Raw genomic sequence first — 18,271 nt, forward strand, 5'->3', positions numbered from 1 at the left:
TCACGTCGATCGCCGGTTCGCTCGCGGCCGGCTCCGATCCGAATACGTCCGCCGCGCCCTCCAGCAGCCGGGATCGCCACTGGTTGATGAGGTTTGGATGCACGTCATACTGCTGCGCCAACTCGGCCAGCGTCTTCTCACCCTTCACGGCAGCCAGAGCTACCTTGGCCTTAAACGCCGGGCTGTGATTCCGGCGGGGTCGCTTGCTCATCTTGCCTCCTGGGGCGGCCAACATGGCCGCGGTCAGATCGGCAATCCACTTATCCCCGCTGTTCAGATTTCCCGAGCCACCTCTCATTTTGGGTCGCACATGCTCGACCTCGCCTACCGGGCAACGCTAGCAGGAATAGCAGGTGGTCTGGCGCGCAGATGCCTTCGCGGCTAGGCCTGCTCCATGGACCAAGCCTTATCGACGTTGGAACGCGCGCTTCAACTCGCACGTGGAGGGCAGTGCAAGTCCGTCAACGATGTTCGCCAGGCGTTGCGACGGGAGGGTTACGACGCTGTCCACCAGCATCTGCATGGCGCGGCTATCAACCGCCAACTCATCGATCTACTTGCCGAGGCGCGCGCGGATTTTTCGGCTGGCGCTGTGGCTGAACCCGACCCGCCCGAATTGAACGACGAACCGGTCGAAGTGTCCGACGCGGACCTGCTCACGGAGTATCAGCGCACGAAAGGAGACGGCTCCGAAGCCGAATCCATCTTCGCCGAAATACAGCGACGCAACCTAGACATCTGAGGGGCGACCGATGTGCAATCGCGCCCGTAATCGAGGCGAGCCTGAAACGTTGTTCGAGCGCTTCGGCGGCGACTGGTTAAACCCCAAGCCGATGGACAACCGGTTCGACCCGGTCGAGCTCCGCCCGAAGGGGCGCGCCTATGTGATCCGCGAACAAGCCGGTCAGCGCGGACTCGATGTGATGGGCTGGGACGTGCTTAGCGGCGGCGCGGCATGGCCAATGACCAACGTCCGTAACCTAGGGCTGAAGCAGTGGCAGCGACTGGCCGAGAACCCGGCCAACCGATGCCTGATCCCGCTCACCGAATTTTGCGAATGGACGCCCGACAAACACGACCTCGGGGATGGCAAGCCGCCGCTCAAGGGTGAGATGTGGTTCGCGGTAACCGATCAGCCGATCTTCGCGGTCGCTGGTTTCTGGCAGCACACGAAGGAAGGCGCCGGGTTCGCAATGGTGACGTGCGATCCGAACGAGCTGGTCGCACCGATCCATCCCAAGGCGATGATCACGGTCCTTGCCGAACAGAATTGGGACCGATGGCTACGCGGCGGCTATCGTGATGCGGTCGCGTTGCAGCAGCCTTATCCCGCCGATCTGATGACGGAACGCGGCCCAGTGTTTCCCACGCGCGCCTAATGTCCGTCAGTGGAGGCTAGCTGCCGTATGCCTTCAAACTTCCCCAGTCGCTCGTGCGACATCGAGAGTGTCGATATATTGCTGAAACGCGATCACCTTACCGTCCTGTAACGTCCAAACATGGACAGCTTGCGGGTTCATGCTCCGGCCGGTCGTTTTAGCGGAACCGCGATACCGGCCCAATGCTACAACCCGGTCGCCGCCGTCGATAAGATCTTCCATCGCCACCGCAAATCCGTTCCACTCGCCGATACAGCGGGCGAACACCCCTGCAGCTACCGCTTCCGGGCCGCGATAGGGATTATGATCGGAATAGGGAAAATTCTCGGCTTCGTTCCAGACGATGTCAGGGCTCATTCGTCCAAGCACTCCCGGCACATCACCCACGCCGAAAGCGTCATATAACCCCTTGATGACGGCGACGTTATCGGCAGACATAAAGTTCTCCCATGCCATTCATGTTTATTCGCCTTTGTCGCCTCAGCGGCATTGAAAGGCAAGCAGGGCACGTCCCCTACTGGGCGATAGCCGCCGGGCAGGTTTCCGCGCCCAGACCTGTCGGTCGGCTTTCAAGCGGGTCGCTCGATCGACGGCGCGGGAGCGGCGAACGATGGTGGTTAGCTGTCGTCCGCTAGTTCAACGCCGCTCCGTATACGAGCGCAACGAAGCACGCCGCGTAGGTCGCGCATCCTACCCAAAACCCCACTGGCTCGGTATTCCGCGCGAACGAGAACCCGGTGCCGATCACCTTGCCTGACACAAGCGCGCTCGCCAGCATCACGACCATTAGCACGCGAGTAGCGCCAGAGTCACCGTTTCGCTCATGGTGGAGAGAATGCGGCTAATCCGGACCGCGCGCAATGTCCGCTAGTGGGGCGACTGCCGACGGACCGCTTCCCCGGTAAAAGCCTGCGGGCGGACCGCCTTCCGACCGCCGGTGCCGTCTGCCGTGCGATCCGACACCCGAACAGATCGGTGCACCGCCAGTAGGGCGATGACCAAACGGCCCCGGCCTTAACCCCGCCGGGCTGCAGCACGAGCTGCTACCGCTTGGCGCCCGGTGCCGATCCTGCCGGACCAATGCGACGCCGGATCCGCGACGGTCAGGGGAGCGGAAAAGGAAGAACCCGGACCACCAGGCCAAGTCATCCCGCCTGCACGAGAAGACCGCCCCGTCGCACCGGCGCTCATGCCCGGGCGGCGGGATCGAGGGCCCTGGCGTGGGTTTATCGATGCGCGGCGAGGCCCGCCGCCAAATGACCGTGGTCGGATAGCGACACAACAAATGGAGTGGAAAAATGAGCGAACCCGACTTCTCGGGCATCGACCCGCTGCGCGTGCCCGAGGCGCGCCGGCGCGTCGCCGCCATCGAGGCGTATCTCGCCCTGCCCGACGGTTCCCGGTCGGACGCGCGACCATGTACGCTATTCCATGGCGGAACTCGTGGAAATCCGGCGCGCGCAGATAGAATCGAGGACCTGGGCCGAAATTGCGCGGTCCATCGGCATCCCGCTCTACGGCATGGAACAGCTCCACTGCATGGAGAAAATAGATCGCGAGATGAACGCCGCGGCGCAGTATCTCAGGGGCGCCTGGGGCGTAACGACCGCCTCCCGAGATACCCTCTGGGACGATATCGAGCAGAACGCAACACAAGGTATCCCGCCGCGCGGTGCCACGCCGCTCGGAACCGCGGTTCGGCGGATCGGCGGACGGTTGAAGCCTTGGGGCGCCATATTCGACGCCCTGTCAGGATCAGCGTTGCAGCCCTCCCCCATGCGGTTCTGGATTTCGACTGATAACGCCGCCGCTTGGACGCGGCGCATCCAAGTGATCTCGGAAGACCTCAAGCGCTTCGACGACGTCGCGTTCGATCCGGAAGGCTATGCTCTCCTCCGTTTCTCCGAGACGACGAACATCACCGGCGCTCGAGAGATTCTCAACCTCGGCGGTATCCCGAGCTGCAACCTGCAAAAGCTATTCGCCGGCGACATCGCGTCGCGTCCTCAGTTCGGGCCCGAGAAGGCCATCGGCCTATCGGTGGTTCTAGAAGAGGCGCAACGCTCGATCTCGGTCGCCGAGATCTGCGAACACAACCAGTGGAGCCCGCGACGCCTGAAGGGCCAGGTTCTGAAGTTCGCCGATGCACGGACGGCGACGGGATGGAAAAGGGAAGTGATCGAAGGCAGTGGCCTGCTGACCTCCTGACCCGAGCGGACCAAGACTAACGCCTAAGCGGCTGCATCGGCGACACCGGAGGGCATGCGCCTTGATTGCGAGCCACCGATGCCGGTCATGTCGCGAGAGGCTGGGCCGTCATTCCTTGCACGTCCCGCGGAATGGGCCGGGTTAGCTTGTAGGGAATTTGGTTGTAATGGGGTCGTGCTGGGCCAAAACATGTTTGTACGATGGACTGATCGCCACGCGGAAAGCCACTCGTATAGGCGGCCCCCGCGTGGCTTTTTTGCAACGCACCATCATTGAGTCGAACCGCGCGATGATACGACTCGCCTTTGTCATGGAAGCGAAATAATCGGGGCGCAGGGGCTGCGGCATCCGGTGTCCGACCGCGAATCCAGAGCAAAATGCTCAAAGGGGAAATTACCAATGCGAAACAACCTGTTCCTGGGCGTGGCGGCAGTCGCGCTGATCGTTCCAGCCGCGGTATCCGCGCAGGAGACCACCAGTCAGATTCGCGGTTCGGTCAGCAACGGCGGTGCGCCGGTCGCTGGCGCGGACGTCGCGGTGCTCGACGTCAACTCGGGAACCCGGTCGAGCGCGACCACCGGGGCCGACGGCAGCTTCAGCTTCAACGGGCTGCGCCCCGGCGGGCCGTACACGGTCACCGTAACGAGCGCCGACGGCAACCAGACCGTCACCGACATCTACACCGTGGTCCAGCAGGTCTATAGCCTGCCGATCGAACTGTCCGACACCGCCGCGGCCGGGTCGGCGGCGGGCACCGGCACGGGCGGGGACATCATCATCACCGCCTCCAGGGTCGCTGGGGCAGGCGTGCGGTCCGACGGCCCGCAGACCGTCCTCACCCAGGCGGACGTGGCCAAGGTCGCATCGGTCAACCGCGACATCCGCGACATCGAACGCCGCGATCCGTTCGCGACGATCGATCTGTCGAACGCGGGCGACCGCGGCGGCGCGGTGGCGTTCGCGGGCGTCAACCCGCGCTTCAACCGCTTCACGATCAACGGCGTCCAGGTCGGCGACACCTTCGGGCTCAACCAGGACGCCAGCCCGACCAATCGCGGCCCGATCCCCTTTGACGCGATCGGCCAGGTCTCGACCTCGGTCGCGCCCTATGATTTCCGCCAGAGCGGGTTCCAGGGCGGCGCGGTCGACGTGACGTTGCTGAAGGGCACCAACGAATTCCACGGCACCGGCTTCTATTCGCAGAACACCGATGGCCTGTCGGGTGACCGGATCGGGTCGACCAAGATCGTCAACCCGAAGTACAAGAGCGAAACCTATGGCGCGATGTTCCGCGGGCCGTTGATCAAGGATAAGCTGTTCTTCATGGTCGCCGCGGAGCGGAACACCGATCCGCGCCCGTTCAGCACCCAGGTCGCGCAGGTGCCGGGGCTGTCGCAGGGGATCATCAACAATGTCCTCGGCATCACGTCGAGCCGCTTTCCCGCGGTTCAGCCGGGCAATTCGCTGGTGATCAATCCGCGCAAGGACGAAAAGATCGTCGGCCAGATCGATTGGAACATCACCGATCGCCAGAAGCTGTCGCTGTCCTACATCAACGCCTATGATTCGCTGGTCAGCCAGAACAATACGTCGACCTCGTCGTCGACCCCGCGATACGGCCTCAGCTCAAACGCCTATGCGCTGACCGAGTTGTTGCGCGCGGGGATCGTCCAGTTGAATTCGGACTGGAGCGACAAGATTTCGACCGAAATTCGCGGTATCTACAAGCGGACAGTCCGCGGCCAGGAGCCGCTGCAGGGGCGCAACACCGGGCAATTCCAGATTTGCACCGACGCCGCGTCCGCGGGTTCGGCGACCGGCTGCTCGTCGGGCGTCCCGAGCGTGACGCTCGGCCCCGACAACTTCCGTCAAACCAATGAACTCAACTTCGATACTTACGAGGGCTCGTTCCTCGGCCGCGTCCACGCCGGCGCGCATGAGGTGAAGTTGTTGGTCGACGTGACCCGTAACCACACCTTCAACAACTTCGTCCCCAACAGCCTGGGGTCGTGGTATTATGATTCGCTCGCCGACTATCAGAACCGGCGCGCTAACCAGGTGCAATATGCCGCCACCATCGGCGGCGTGGCCAACGGTGCCGCCGCCGATTTCAACTACACCCAGTTCGCGTTCGGCCTGCAGGACGATTGGAAGGTCACCGACGACCTGTCGATCACCTATGGCGCGCGGATGAGCCTGTTCGCGATGCGCGACGCGCCGGTGTACAATTCGTTCTTCAACCAGCGCTATGGCTTCACCAACACCCAGACGTACAAGGGGCTCGACCTGTTCGAGCCGCGGTTCAGCTTCAACTACCGGCCGAGCGGATTTCTGCCCGGGCTGAAGCTGCGCGGCGGGGCCGGCATCTTCGGCGGTGGATCGCCCGACATCTATCTGTCGAACAGCTTCTCGAACACGCTGACGACGAACTCGCTGACGATCAACCGCGACGCCAGCTGCAACACCGCGGGCAGCCTCTGCGATCTGGCGCTCAACAACGTGACGGGTCAGGTCCCCGCCGCGCTGGTAACTGCGGCGTCGAGCCCGACCGCCAATCCCTCGCTCGCCCGCACCAACACCGGCGCGCTCGATTCGGATTTCCGCCTGCCGCGCTCGCTCAAGGCGACATTGTCGGCGGACTATTCGTTCTACGGCTTCAACGTCGGGCTCGACTATTATTATTCGAACACGATCGACGGGATCATCTTCGTCGATCAACGGTCGGTCCAGCTGGGCACGCTGCCCGATGGTCGCCCACGCTACGGCAACCCTTATTACGGCTTCGGCGACAATAATTACGACATCATTGTCCGCAATACGTCGAAGGGCCGCAGCAATATCGGCGTGGTTCGCGTCAACAAGGACTTCGACTGGGGTCTGTCGCTGGCGGGCAGCTACACGCTCCAGGACGTCAAGGACGTCGGCGACGCGACCTCGTCGACGATCAATTCGAACTATCGCTTTCAGATCTTTGGCGACCCGAACAATCCGGCCTATGGCATTTCGGACAACCAGACCAAGTGGCAGTTCAAATACAGCGTCGGCTACGACCATGCGTTCTTCGGCGATTACAAGACGGTGTTCCAGCTGTTCGGTGAAACCCGCGCGGGCAAGCCCTACAGCTTTGGCATGCTCGACAATCAGTCGAACCGGTCGGCGATCTTCGGCACCGTCCTGACGCCGAACCAGTCGACCAACCTGCTGTACGTGCCGACCAGCACGACCGATCCGATCGTCAGCTACGACTCGACTGCGACCCAGAACGCGCTCGACACGCTGATCAACAACACCGCACTCAAGAACTACCGTGGCCGGGTGGCGGCGAAGAACATCGCCCGCAACCGCGCCTACACCCGGATCGATCTGCATCTCGAACAGGAAATCCCGACCTTCATCGGCGGATCGCGGATCACCTTGTTCGGCGACATCAACAACCTCACCAATCTGCTCAACAGCAAATGGGGTGGCCTGCGCCAGCTCGGCTTCCCGGCATCCGCAGGCGTCGTCGAGGTCCAGTGTCTGACGTCGGCGGTGCCCACGGGTACCTCGGCGGCGGGCGTTACCGCCAACAACACCTCGCAGGCGTGTGCGCAGTATCGCTATTCGAGCTTCAAATCGCCGAACGAGAGCGCGCTGAACGTAACCCAGTCGCTCTACACGATCCGCATCGGCGCGCGCTTCACCTTCTAAGGGGAACGCGTCCCGATCGGGCCTGAAGGGGGCCGCCGGCGCGATCCGGCGGCCCTTTTTCGTGGCCCCACGACATGGCGCGCGCCGCGCCCCCTTTTGTCGGCACCCCCGCGCGTGTAGAGCCGCTAGCGATGGCGACCGCCCCGCTCCCGCCGCGCCCCGCGCTCAACGTCCGCCCGTTCTTCGAGAACAAGACCCGCGCCTTCTGGACGCTCCAGGCGGTCGGCTGGACCGGCTATCTGGTGCTGCGCAGCGCGTCGTCGATCGGCAACGGGCTGACGTGGCAGGCGATCATCCCGCTGATCATCGAAGCGATCGTCGGCTATTGCATTACGCTGCTGCTGTCCGCGCTGTACGGCTATTGCCGCACGTTGCCGCGGCTGCTGGGGGTCGTCCTCACCGCGCTGACCCTACTGATGTCCGTGCTGGTCTATGCGGTGATTCTCGCCTTCGCGTTCAGCTTGGTCCAGCAGAACGCGACGCCCGGAATCACGATTTCGCGCGTATTGGGCGCGTTCTACGTCACCTTCACCGTGCTCGCGGGCTGGTCGGCGCTGTATTTCGGGATCAATTTCTACCTGATCGTCGAGGAACAGATCGATCAGATGCAGGACCTGACGACCCAGGCCTCGACCGCGCAGCTTGCGATGCTGCGCTATCAGTTGAACCCGCATTTCCTGTTTAACACGCTCAATTCGATCTCGACGCTGGTGTTGCTGAAACAGACCGAGCGCGCCAACGCGATGCTCAACCGGCTGTCGTCGTTCCTGCGCTACACGCTGGCGAACGAACCCACCGCACACGTCACCGTCGCGCAGGAGATCGAGACGCTCAAACTCTATCTCGAGATCGAGAAGATGCGGTTCGAGGAGCGGTTGCGCCCGGTGTTCGAGATCGACGCCGCCGCCGAACGCGCGCGGCTGCCCTCGCTGCTGCTCCAGCCACTGGTCGAAAACGCGATCAAATATGCGGTCACGACGCAGGAAGAAGGTGCCGAAATCTGCGTCCGCGTGCGGCTCGCCGGGGAACGCGTGCAGATCGCCGTATCCGACACCGGGCCGGGGTTGAACGAGACGCGAATGGGCGCAAGCCTTTCAACCGGGGTCGGGCTTGCCAATATAAGGGACCGGCTGTTCCAGGCATACGGCCCGGATCAACGGTTCGAGACCCGATCGACGCCGGCTGGCGGCTTTTCGGTGGATATCGAAATCCCGTTCCAGCTCGAAGACATGAATAGAGAGGTTGCATGACCATCCGCACCATCCTCGTCGACGACGAGCCGCTCGCGATCCAGGGGCTCGAGCTCCGGCTGCAAGCGCATGACGACGTCGAGATCATCGAGAAATGCTCGAACGGGCGCGAGGCGATCCGGAGTATCAAGACCCACAAGCCCGACCTCGTCTTCCTCGATATCCAGATGCCGGGGTTCGACGGCTTTTCGGTGGTCCAGGGTTTGATGGAGGTCGAACCCCCGCTGTTCGTGTTCGTCACCGCCTACAGCGACCACGCGCTGCGCGCGTTCGAGGCGCAGGCGGTCGATTATCTGATGAAGCCGGTCGACGAATCGCGGCTCGCCGACACCCTCGACCGCGTCCGCCAGCGCCTCAGCGAAAAGCGCGGCGTCGAGGAGGTCGAGAAGCTGATGGAGGTGCTCGCCGAGGTCGCCCCCGAAACCGCCGCCGACATGGCCGCCGAAAGCGGCGGCGCGGGCGGCGATGCGGTCGCCGCCAACCGCTTCGAAAAGCTGATCAACATCAAGGATCGCGGCCAGATCTTCCGCGTCGACGTCGATTCAATCGAGCGGATCGATGCCGCGGGCGATTACATGTGCATCTACACCGGCGACAACACGCTGATCCTGCGTGAAACGATGAAGGACCTCGAAAAGCGCCTCGACCCGCGCCGCTTCCAGCGTGTCCACCGCTCGACGATCGTCAACCTAGATCTCGTCAAGCAGGTCAAGCCGCACACCAACGGCGAATGTTTCCTGGTGCTCAATTCGGGCGCGAACGTGAAGGTCAGCCGGTCCTACCGCGACGTGGTCGCTCGGTTCGTTCATTAACATCGTCATCCCGGGCTTGTCCCGGGATCCAGAGCCAAAGTTGCTGCATCCCTTACCCTGGATCCCGGGACAAGCCCGGGATGACGGTGCTATGATCACGTTCCATTGCCAGAACCAATCAGGAATCCCGTTTGTCCCGTAAATCCAAGGCCCGCCTCAACATCCGGCCCGCCACCCCGGCCGACGTCCCCGCGATCCTGGGGCTGATCGACCGCGTCTATCCCGGCTTCGTCAGCTACAGCGCGGGGATGATCCGGGGGCAGATCAACAATTTCCCCGAAGGCCAGTTCATCGCGATCTTCGAGGACGCGGTCGTCGGTTATTGCGCCTCGTCGCGGATCGACGAGGCGCTGGTGATGGCGCCGCACGATTGGGAGACGATCACCGGCAACGGCTTTGGCAGCCGCCACGATCCGACCGGCGACTGGCTCTACGGCTTCGAACTCGCGGTCGACGCCGAACAGCGCGGCCTGCGCATCGGCAAGCGCCTCTACGAAGCGCGGCGGTCGCTGGTCGAACAACTCGAGCTGAAGGGCATCGTCTTCGGCGGCCGGATGCCCGGCTATGCCCGCGTCGCGCGCAAGGTGGGGACCGCCGACGACTATCTGAACCAGGTCGTCGAGGGCGAAATCCGCGATCCGGTCATCACCTTCCAGCTCGCCAACGGCTTCGCCCCGATCGGCGTCCTCAAGGGTTATTTGCCCGAGGACAAGGCGTCGAAGGGCAACGCCGCGCACATGGTCTGGCGCAACGCCTATGTCGATCCCGACGAGGCATCCGAATTCCGCGTCCCCCGCGGGATCGAAAGCGTCCGCCTCGCCACCGTGCAATTCCAGGCGCGTGCGGTGAAGAATTTCGCCGCGTTCATCAAACAGGTCGAATATTTCGTCGACGTCGCCGCCGATTACCGCTCCGATTTCGTCGTCTTCCCCGAATTGTTCTCGCTGCCGCTGCTGTCGTTCGAAAAGGCGACGCTGACCCCGATGGAGGCGATCGATCGCCTGACCGAACACCGCCAGCCGCTCGTCGACGAGCTGTCGCGGATGGCGCTGCGCTACAACATCAACATCATCGGCGGTTCGCACCCGACCGTGGCCGACGACGGCGACATCCAGAACGTCGCCTATGTCTGCCTGCGCGACGGCTCGATCCATGCGCAGGAAAAGATCCACCCCACCCCAAACGAAGCCTATTGGTGGAAGATCAAGGGCGGCGATTCGGTCGACGTGATCCAGACCGACTGCGGCCCGATCGGCGTGCTGATCTGCTACGACAGCGAATTCCCCGAACTCGCGCGGCGCCTGGTCGACGAAGGCGCGCGCATCCTGTTCGTCCCGTTCTGCACCGACAGCCGCCAGGGCTATATGCGGGTGCGCTATTGCAGCCAGGCGCGCGCGATCGAGAACCAGTGTTTCGTCGTGATGAGCGGCAATGTCGGCAATTTGCCCGGGGTCGACAACATGGACATCCAATATGCGCAGAGCTGCATCCTCACCCCCTGCGACTTCCCCTTCGCCCGCGACGGCATCGCCGCGGAGGCGAGCGAGAATATCGAAACGCTGACGATCGCCGACGTCAACCTCGCCGACCTGACCTGGGCGCGCGCGGAAGGCACGGTGCGGAATCTCGCCGACCGCCGGTTCGATCTATACCGCATCGACTGGACCCAACACCCCGAGGGCGCACCGCCGGTGAAGGTACATCCCGAGCGCGCGAAGTCGCCTGGCGGCGGGTGAGTTTATTCCAACTCTCTCCGCAAGGGATGGGAGCAGACTCGCGGTCGGCCTGGTTACGGCTCAACCCCGATTGGCGGGGGCCTCACGTTGTGGAAAGAGGCTCGTCCGCCTTCTAACTTCGGCTCAGCAATGCCGACATTTCTTCATCCGTAAATCAACGCCATGAAAATTGGCTGAACCAGACGATAGATAGCTTTTCGGTAGGTTCCTTTTTCATATGGATTTTATTTGAATACCGAGAGCGGTATAGTTATCACTTGGCTTTGCCGCCTCAACGCGTTGCTCAATATCGTTTAGCCAACCGCTAACACTTGTATTTTTAAGCGATAAATTGAGGATAGCGCCTCGCTTTACCCTCCCGTGAACGCCGTCGGACAGGAGGAGTAGTCGATCGCCGGGTTCAATGTTGGCATAACTACGGTATATCTCATACTCTCTACTTGCCGTCAGAGCAGACAATAAGACGTTTCTTCTTGGATAGCGGCGGGCTTGGCTCTCTGTGAACACACCACGCCTTACTAACTCGGCTATCTCTGTCTGATCTTGCGTGAGAGCGTTCAAGCCTCTGCCCCGAAGGTGATATATTCGAGTGTCGCCGACGTGAGCGACGTCAACCCTGCCATTGATGATAGTTGCCACGCTCAGTGTCGTGCCCGCTTTTATCTTTTCCGGGTCGGCGCGACCGAGATCGGCGATTGTACGAGCGGCGGCGCGGAAAATGTCTTCAAGGTGCCCGGGGTCAGGCCCGACCGCCGAGGCTGCTTCAATCGCTATGGAAGCAGCCTCAGCCCCCCCCTTGGCTCCTCCAATGCCGTCCGCGATGGCGACCAGCACAGCATCAAGGCACGACCCGGTAGGGCTGAGCAGACGATCTTCATTGGCCTTACGTGGGCCGACGTTAGAGAAAGAGGCAAATTCAAGGTTCATCTGTCACGAGGGCCTGGAGGGCGGGGTGCAATGCCTCTTTGCTGACCGAAATGGAATGTGTCATCCTCCAAAATTGCTCATTAAAGTCGATTTGTAAGACACTCATTTCGACGATCATCCGCTGCACGACAGGATCCGCAGCCGCGGGTCCAGCCATGAAGAGAAAGACACGCTCTACGAACCACCTATTATGATCGAGGCCGAGCACAAGCATACCAATGGCCATGCTTGCCTTCAAACCAATATCACCATGCTCGTAAAATAACTGGGCTTTGCCCGCAAGAACGTCGCAGTAATCGAAGTTGAAAGATCGCTTTCGGCAATGATCTGAGAACATTTGTCCTAGAGCAGCCATCAGGTCTGGATCATCTTGGCTTAGTTGATCAATGTGCTCCCGTCGAAGGGCCTGGAACACATTCATAGTTGGCTGGCCCGTGTCGGGAGTCGCATCGAGAAAGTCAAAGACTTCGTCCCATTCGTCTTCCGTTGGCAGCAGGTTGTCCCGCGAGAGAAGTTCGACGACCTTTTGTTCCTCGCCGGATTGATAGACGAATCGGTAATTGTTCAGTGCATCGAACAGGGCTTCGCGCAACTGAGCTACATCCTTGTAACGCCGGTGGGCGTTCCTTTTGGTGCAGCGTTCGATGACCGGTCCAATGTCACCGGGCGCGGTAAGCTGCTCGTGCGGGAGCCGCTTGGGGTTTACGGCGAAGATATCGTGGAGGAGCGCGCCGAACGAATATATGTCGGAGCGTGCCGTTGCTCGCTTGAAATTTACCGCGCACTCTGGTGCTTGATAAGCCGGTGTACCTCCTCCGACACCGCTGGGTGTCAGGGTAGACGAAGCCTCTTCGCCCACAGCCATCAATCCAAAGTCCGACAGCGCATAGATTATTCCGCCGTCCGGTCCCTCGAACTTCAGAACATTGTGCGGCTTAAGATCACGATGACAATAACCCAGGCGATGTATCTCCTCCAGGCCGGCTAGAATGCTGAACAATGCTAAGCGCGGATCGCCGCTGAACGTCCGGTCAATCATCATCTCGTCAAGCAGGCTACATTGCGCCAGGGGCATGGTGAACCAAGGCGGATTTGCCGTGAGATCGTGGTGAAATATATGGACTACATGATTATGCGATATAGCACTTTGGTATTTCACTTCCCGTTCAAAGCGCGGTTTTACTTGGTCGACTTCGAGATTTGGTGGAACAACCAAAGTCTTACGGGCATAACGGAGGCCGTCCTCCCCGATAACCTCTTCAACGATCCCAAATCCGCCCTGCCCCAATTTTTTGACGACCTCATACTCCGTCGGATTCCCTCTTGGCTCTCAGGAAACTGAAGCTGAACGAAGGGAGGCTATCGGGCAACCCAAACCGACAACCAAGTGACCCAGCAGCCCAAAATCATCGCTGTCCTACACGCCCCGATTGCGCCATCCTCTCCCGGTGCAGGTTCAGAACGTCCACTTACTCGCCCGCCGCGATCCTGCGGCACCCTCCCCCACCTCACTCCATTCGTCGCGTTTTCGCCTATGACGTCACGTTACCTTCGTTACCTTTGCCCCCCGCGATCCCCCCAACCGCACGCGCGTCACCCCCTCGCGCAATCATGCTGCATCTGCTAACGGCGCGCGCATGCTCAATCTGAATGGCATCACGGTGCGCCTTGGCGGGCGCGTCATCCTTGACGGCGCGACCGCGGCGTTGCCGCCGGGCAGCCGCGTCGGGCTGATCGGGCGCAACGGCGCGGGCAAGTCGACGATGGTGCGCGTCGTTGCGGGGTTGCTCGAACCCGACGACGGCAGCGCCGACATGCCCAAGGGCGCGCGGATCGGCTATATCGCGCAGGAGGCGCCGTCGGGCGAGATGACCCCGTTCGACACCGTGCTTGCCGCCGATGTCGAACGCGCCGCGCTGATGCACGAAAGCGAGACGACCGAGGATACCGACCGCCTTGGCGACGTCTACGAGCGGCTGATCGCGATCGACGCGTACACCGCGCCCGCGCGCGCCGCGCAGATCCTGCTTGGCCTCGGCTTCGACGAGCATATGCAGCAGCAGCCGCTCGACAGTTTCTCGGGCGGGTGGAAGATGCGCGTCGCGCTCGCCGCGCTGCTGTTCTCGCAGCCCGACCTGCTGCTGCTCGACGAGCCGTCGAACCACCTCGATCTCGAAGCGGTGATGTGGCTCGAGGATTTCCTCAAGACCTACAAGGCGACGATCGTGGTGGTGAGCCATGAGCGTGACTTCCTCAACAACGTCGTCGATCACATCCTGCACCTGCAGGGCGGCAAGATCACGCTCTATCCCGGCGGCTATGACGCGTTCGAGCGCCAGCGCGCCGAGCGCTTGGCGCAGATCGAGGCGGCGCGCGCCAACCAGGCGGTGCAGCGCGAGAAGTTGCAATCGTACATCGCCAAGAACAGCGCGCGCGCCTCGACCGCCAAGCAGGCGCAGTCGCGCCAGAAGATGCTCGCCAAGATGCAGCCGATCGCGGAAAGCTACAATGATCCCTCGCTGAGCTTCGACTTCCCCGATCCCACCGAATTGCGCCCGCCGCTGATCACGCTCGACATGGCGAGCGTCGGCTATGGCGACACCCCGATCCTCAAGCGGCTCAACCTGCGGCTCGACCCCGACGACCGGATCGCGATGCTGGGGCGCAACGGCAACGGCAAGACCACGCTCGCGCGGCTGCTCGCGGCGCAGCTCGCGCCGATGGACGGCGACATGACCTCGTCGGGCAAGATGAAGGTGGGGTATTTCACCCAATATCAGGTCGAGGAGCTCGACACCGACGATTCGCCGCTCGAACACATGACCCATGTCATGAAGGGCGCGAGCCCCGCCGCGGTGCGCGCGCAATTGGGGCGGTTCGGCTTTTCGGGCGACAAGGCGACGACCAAGGTCGGCAAGCTGTCGGGCGGCGAGCGCGCACGTCTCGCCCTTGCGCTTATCACCCGCGACGCGCCGCACATGCTGATCCTCGACGAGCCTACCAACCACCTCGACGTCGATGCGCGCGAGGCGCTGGTGCAGGCATTGAACGCCTATACCGGCGCGGTCATCCTGGTCAGCCACGATCGCCACATGGTCGAACTCACCGCCGATCGCCTCGTGCTGGTCGACGAGGGCACCGCGCGCGAATTCGACGGCAGCCTCGACGATTACATCGCCTTCGTCCTGAAGGGCGACGGCCCCAAGGAAGCCAAGGCCAAGAAGGCGGACAAGAAGGCGAGCGCCGCCGCGCGCGAACGCGACCAGGAATTGCGCAAGACCGTCCGCGATCTGGAGGGCGAAACCGCCAAGCTCCACGCCGAACGCAGCGCGATCGATCGCGCGATGTTCGATCCCTCGGGCGCCGAGCCGCGCTATGCCACGATGTCGATGAGCGACCTCGCGATCCGCCGCGCCGAGGTGCAGGCGCGGCTCGAACACACCGAAGCGCGCTGGCTGAAGGCGAGCGAGGCGCTGGAGGGCGTCGCGGCGTAACGGGTTGCTGATCCGCTGGCTGCCGCTAGCGGGCGCGGCCTCGGCACCGTTCGGTGGCTGATGCGTTGATGAGCACGACCCGCCATGCCTGGCGCCTGCTGCGAAGGACATCATCGACATGCCGACCCCCCTCACCGCGATCGCGATTAACTGCACGCTGAAATCGGACCAGACCGAGGCGTCGTCGACCGACGCGATGATCGCGGTGTTGAAGGACGCATTCGCCGATTGCGACGTCACGCTGACCGACACGATCCGCATCGCGGCACATCATGTGAAGCCCGGCGTCAGCAGCGACGAGGGCGATGGCGACGACTGGCCCGCGATCCGCACCAAGATTCTTAGCGCGGACATCCTGATCTTTGGCGGGCCGATCTGGATGGGGCAGCTCGGCAGTGTCGGCAAGCGCGTGCTCGAACGAATGGACGCGTTCATTGCCGAAACCGACGATCAGGGTCGGATGCCGAGCTATGGCAAGGTCGCGGTCGCCGCGATCGTCGGGAACGAGGACGGCGCGCATTTCTCGTCGGCGCAGATCTTCCAGTCGCTCAATGACGTGGGCTGGACGATCCCCGCGGTCGCCGCCTGCTACTGGGTCGGCGAGGCGATGGGTTCGGTCGACTTCAAGGATCTCGCCAAGACCCCCGACAAGGTGACCAAGACCGCCAAGATGGTCGCGAGCAACGCCGCGCACCTGGCCGGGCTGCTCAAGGGCACGCCGTATCCGGGGTAGCCGCGTCGCGTTACCCGCCGGTCGAACACCCTGTCGTGCGTTGCGACCACGTCACATTCTGCACCTTCCACCGCGCATTCTCGCGGACCAGATCGAAGTGATCGGTGCCGCAGTGGTGCGGCTTGCCGTCGATCAGGAAGACGTAGGGCGCCCATACCATCGCGATGTCGCCGTCGATATCGATCGCGACATCGGTCAATCGTTCCTCATAGCGTTCGGGGCCGGGCTTCACGCCGGCGGCGAAGTCCGCCCATCCCATGTGGCGGATGGTCCGCGTGCCATCGGCATTCTCCAGCGCGACGGTCGCGCCGCCCTCAGGGCGCACTTCGGCGAGGATCGCGGCGGGGTCACGCGCCGCGAGACCTGCGAACATCGCGGTGATCGGGCGCATCACGCCGGCTTCCTCGGTCTGCGGCGGCGGCAGTGGCGTCGCGGGCGGCAGCTTGTCGGATTGCAGCGCGAGCGCGAGTACCAGCGCGCCGATCATTGCTGGCACGCCACGATCGCGGCGATCACCGACAGCGTTTCGTCGGGATCGCGCACCTTCACGGTGTCTAACCCTAGTTGCTTGGCAGGATAGTCGTTGCCGCCGGGGAAGATCGCGTCGCCGACGAACATCATCTTGTCGAGCGCGATGCCACTGTGATCGCGGAGTTTCTTGAGGCCATAGGCCTTGTCGACGCCCTCGCGGGTGATGTCGATAGAGGTCGACCCGCCCATGTTGATCGACAGGCCGGGCAGCCGCGTCTTGAGATCCGCCTGGATCACCTTGCGCTTGGCGAAATCGGGATCCCATTTCTCCTTGGCGTCGAGCGGCGCTTCCTGGCCGAGCGCGGAGAAGGTGATCTGCGACCCGCGATCCTCGATCCGTTCGCCCCACGTCTGTTCGGGCTTGAAGCCGGTCGCCTCGAGCGACGCGTTGAACGAATCGATGATATTCTTGCGGGTATCGTCGTCGAACAGCTCGGCGTAGACCGCGGTCCAGACATCACCCATGTGGGTGTAGAGCTTGGTGCCGGTGGTCGGCATCAGCCACAGTTTCTTGAGATCGGCACGCGCGGGCAATTGGCTCGCGACCTGCTTGTCGAACTGCGGCCAGTCGCCGCCCGAGATCACCGCGACGTTGGCGACCCCGAGCAAATCGGCGAGCGCCTCGCCCATCGACGCCTTCAGCGGCTGCTTGCTCTCGGCGAGGGTGCCGTCGAGATCGAAGGCGACGAGGTCTTTCATACAGGGACTCCGATACGGGGAAGGATCAGCGTGTCGATCGCGTGCGCGACGCCATCGGCGTCGTTGCCGAGCGTAACGTCATCGGCGAGCGCCTGCACCTTGGCGGGCGCGTTGCCCATCGCGACCGCATAGCCAGCGACTTCGAGCATCGGCGCGTCGTTAAACTGGTCGCCGATCGCCGCGGTCTCGGCGAGGTCGACCCCGATTGCCTTGGCGAGCGCGGCGACGCCGTCGCCTTTGTTGGCGGCGAGCGCGGTCACGTCGAGATAATAGGTCTGGCTCTGGACGATCGTCGCATCGGCGTCGAACCGCGCCGCCTGTTCGTGGAGCGCGACCAGCACGGGTTCGTCGTCGCTGACGAAAGTGATCTTGTCGGCACGGGTCAGCAGGTCGGCGAAGTCGTCGGTGACGATCGGTTCCTGGTTCGACGCGACGCGTTCATGCTCAACATGGACGCCTCGGTCGGTCGTCGAATACCATTTGTCGTCGGCGAACACCCAGCGATCGACCGCCGCGCCCTCCGCCAGCGCCATCATGCCCCGCGCGACATTGGCGTCGATGACGTGATGCTCGGTCACCGTGCCGTCGCGGGTGAAGATGGTGCCGCCGTTGAAGGCCCCCATCGGCTGGTCGATCCCGAGCGTGTCGGCGATCGGCATCATCCCCGATCGCGGGCGGGCGCTAATGATCGTGAACGCCACCCCCGCCGCGTCGAGACGAGCCACCGCGTCGGTCGTCGCTACCGTCAGCTGCTTTTGTTTGTCGACGAGTGTGCCGTCGACATCGGAGACCACCAGTTTGACGGGGTTCAC

15 protein-coding genes and 1 pseudogene are annotated in these 18,271 nt (G+C 62.7%); 9 read left to right on the top strand and 7 right to left on the bottom strand.

Features of this window, described 5'->3' with window-relative positions; translation table 11 throughout:
- The coding region (locus tag EAH84_RS10770; RefSeq protein ID WP_140868377.1) for a transposase at positions 1-211 on the bottom strand (211 nt) is incomplete at its 3' end.
- Between the two features lie 183 nt (positions 212-394).
- Here EAH84_RS10770 and EAH84_RS10775 point away from each other — a divergent pair.
- Positions 395-742, top strand: a complete 348-nt coding sequence (locus EAH84_RS10775) for a hypothetical protein (RefSeq protein WP_140871820.1) — start codon at positions 395-397, stop codon at positions 740-742.
- A gap of 10 nt (positions 743-752) precedes the next feature.
- Entirely contained in the window at positions 753-1,379 is a 627-nt protein-coding gene (locus EAH84_RS10780; RefSeq protein ID WP_140871822.1) for an SOS response-associated peptidase family protein, read from the top strand.
- A 33-nt stretch (positions 1,380-1,412) separates the two neighbouring features.
- Here EAH84_RS10780 and EAH84_RS10785 read toward each other — a convergent pair whose 3' ends face one another.
- On the bottom strand, positions 1,413-1,835 hold the full coding sequence (locus tag EAH84_RS10785) for a nuclear transport factor 2 family protein (RefSeq protein WP_206663962.1): 423 nt from the start codon (positions 1,833-1,835) through the stop codon (positions 1,413-1,415).
- Positions 1,836-2,810: 975 nt separating this feature from the next.
- Between EAH84_RS10785 and EAH84_RS10790 the strand changes: the two genes are divergently transcribed.
- The 5 genes from EAH84_RS10790 (at position 2,811) to EAH84_RS10810 (ending at position 11,075) form a co-directional block, all read left to right on the top strand.
- Positions 2,811-3,587 (top strand): hypothetical protein, encoded by a 777-nt coding sequence (locus EAH84_RS10790; RefSeq protein WP_140871826.1) that lies wholly within the window; start codon positions 2,811-2,813, stop codon positions 3,585-3,587.
- Between the two features lie 399 nt (positions 3,588-3,986).
- Complete coding sequence (locus EAH84_RS10795; RefSeq protein WP_140871828.1) at positions 3,987-7,277, top strand: TonB-dependent receptor; 3,291 nt, start codon at positions 3,987-3,989, stop codon at positions 7,275-7,277.
- A 131-nt stretch (positions 7,278-7,408) separates the two neighbouring features.
- Positions 7,409-8,527: a sensor histidine kinase gene (locus EAH84_RS10800; RefSeq protein WP_140871830.1), complete on the top strand. Its 1,119-nt coding sequence runs from the start codon at positions 7,409-7,411 to the stop codon at positions 8,525-8,527.
- On the top strand, positions 8,524-9,339 hold the full coding sequence (locus tag EAH84_RS10805; RefSeq protein ID WP_140871832.1) for a LytR/AlgR family response regulator transcription factor: 816 nt from the start codon (positions 8,524-8,526) through the stop codon (positions 9,337-9,339). Before EAH84_RS10800 ends, EAH84_RS10805 begins: the two co-directional genes overlap by 4 nt.
- Before the next feature lie 131 nt (positions 9,340-9,470).
- Positions 9,471-11,075 carry a carbon-nitrogen hydrolase family protein gene (locus tag EAH84_RS10810; protein ID WP_140871834.1) on the top strand — a complete coding sequence of 535 codons (1,605 nt, stop codon included), beginning with the start codon at positions 9,471-9,473 and terminating at the stop codon, positions 11,073-11,075.
- 213 nt (positions 11,076-11,288) lie between these two features.
- Here the strand turns inward: EAH84_RS10810 and EAH84_RS10815 are convergent, their stop codons facing one another.
- On the bottom strand, positions 11,289-12,002 hold the full coding sequence (locus EAH84_RS10815; protein ID WP_140871836.1) for a PP2C family protein-serine/threonine phosphatase: 714 nt from the start codon (positions 12,000-12,002) through the stop codon (positions 11,289-11,291).
- Positions 11,992-13,296, bottom strand: a pseudogene (locus tag EAH84_RS10820) (serine/threonine-protein kinase); the annotation flags it as partial. The gene EAH84_RS10815 and the pseudogene EAH84_RS10820, both read right to left, overlap by 11 nt.
- Positions 13,297-13,639: 343 nt before the next feature.
- On the opposite strand from EAH84_RS10820, the gene EAH84_RS10825 reads away from it, so the two are divergent.
- Both EAH84_RS10825 and EAH84_RS10830 read left to right on the top strand, forming a co-directional pair.
- On the top strand, positions 13,640-15,496 hold the full coding sequence (locus EAH84_RS10825) for an ABC-F family ATP-binding cassette domain-containing protein (RefSeq protein ID WP_140871840.1): 1,857 nt from the start codon (positions 13,640-13,642) through the stop codon (positions 15,494-15,496).
- Positions 15,497-15,614: 118 nt separating this feature from the next.
- Positions 15,615-16,229: a flavodoxin family protein gene (locus tag EAH84_RS10830; RefSeq protein WP_140871842.1), complete on the top strand. Its 615-nt coding sequence runs from the start codon at positions 15,615-15,617 to the stop codon at positions 16,227-16,229.
- A 10-nt stretch (positions 16,230-16,239) separates the two neighbouring features.
- Here the strand turns inward: EAH84_RS10830 and EAH84_RS10835 are convergent, their stop codons facing one another.
- From EAH84_RS10835 to EAH84_RS10845, 3 genes are read right to left on the bottom strand one after another with little or no spacing between them, the layout of a single operon-like run.
- On the bottom strand, positions 16,240-16,716 hold the full coding sequence (locus EAH84_RS10835) for a nuclear transport factor 2 family protein (RefSeq protein WP_140872007.1): 477 nt from the start codon (positions 16,714-16,716) through the stop codon (positions 16,240-16,242).
- Positions 16,713-17,459 (bottom strand): HAD-IIB family hydrolase, encoded by a 747-nt coding sequence (locus EAH84_RS10840; protein ID WP_140871844.1) that lies wholly within the window; start codon positions 17,457-17,459, stop codon positions 16,713-16,715. The genes EAH84_RS10835 and EAH84_RS10840 overlap by 4 nt, the downstream gene beginning before the upstream one ends.
- Entirely contained in the window at positions 17,456-18,271 is an 816-nt protein-coding gene (locus tag EAH84_RS10845) for a Cof-type HAD-IIB family hydrolase (RefSeq protein WP_338326038.1), read from the bottom strand. The genes EAH84_RS10840 and EAH84_RS10845 overlap by 4 nt, the downstream gene beginning before the upstream one ends.

Source organism: Sphingomonas oligophenolica (assembly GCF_006438955.1).
Taxonomy (GTDB): domain Bacteria; phylum Pseudomonadota; class Alphaproteobacteria; order Sphingomonadales; family Sphingomonadaceae; genus Sphingomonas; species Sphingomonas oligophenolica_A.

What these genes read in the sequence shown, in the direction of transcription:
- EAH84_RS10775 (WP_140871820.1), top strand. Translation starts at nt 395, where the DNA reads ATGGACCAAGCCTTATCGACGTTGGAACGCGCGCTTCAACTCGCACGT.
- EAH84_RS10780 (WP_140871822.1), top strand. Translation starts at nt 753, where the DNA reads ATGTGCAATCGCGCCCGTAATCGAGGCGAGCCTGAAACGTTGTTCGAG.
- EAH84_RS10785 (WP_206663962.1), bottom strand. Translation starts at nt 1,835, where the DNA reads ATGGCATGGGAGAACTTTATGTCTGCCGATAACGTCGCCGTCATCAAG.
- EAH84_RS10790 (WP_140871826.1), top strand. Translation starts at nt 2,811, where the DNA reads ATGGCGGAACTCGTGGAAATCCGGCGCGCGCAGATAGAATCGAGGACC.
- EAH84_RS10795 (WP_140871828.1), top strand. Translation starts at nt 3,987, where the DNA reads ATGCGAAACAACCTGTTCCTGGGCGTGGCGGCAGTCGCGCTGATCGTT.
- EAH84_RS10800 (WP_140871830.1), top strand. Translation starts at nt 7,409, where the DNA reads ATGGCGACCGCCCCGCTCCCGCCGCGCCCCGCGCTCAACGTCCGCCCG.
- EAH84_RS10805 (WP_140871832.1), top strand. Translation starts at nt 8,524, where the DNA reads ATGACCATCCGCACCATCCTCGTCGACGACGAGCCGCTCGCGATCCAG.
- EAH84_RS10815 (WP_140871836.1), bottom strand. Translation starts at nt 12,002, where the DNA reads ATGAACCTTGAATTTGCCTCTTTCTCTAACGTCGGCCCACGTAAGGCC.
- EAH84_RS10825 (WP_140871840.1), top strand. Translation starts at nt 13,640, where the DNA reads ATGCTCAATCTGAATGGCATCACGGTGCGCCTTGGCGGGCGCGTCATC.
- EAH84_RS10830 (WP_140871842.1), top strand. Translation starts at nt 15,615, where the DNA reads ATGCCGACCCCCCTCACCGCGATCGCGATTAACTGCACGCTGAAATCG.
- EAH84_RS10835 (WP_140872007.1), bottom strand. Translation starts at nt 16,716, where the DNA reads ATGATCGGCGCGCTGGTACTCGCGCTCGCGCTGCAATCCGACAAGCTG.
- EAH84_RS10840 (WP_140871844.1), bottom strand. Translation starts at nt 17,459, where the DNA reads ATGAAAGACCTCGTCGCCTTCGATCTCGACGGCACCCTCGCCGAGAGC.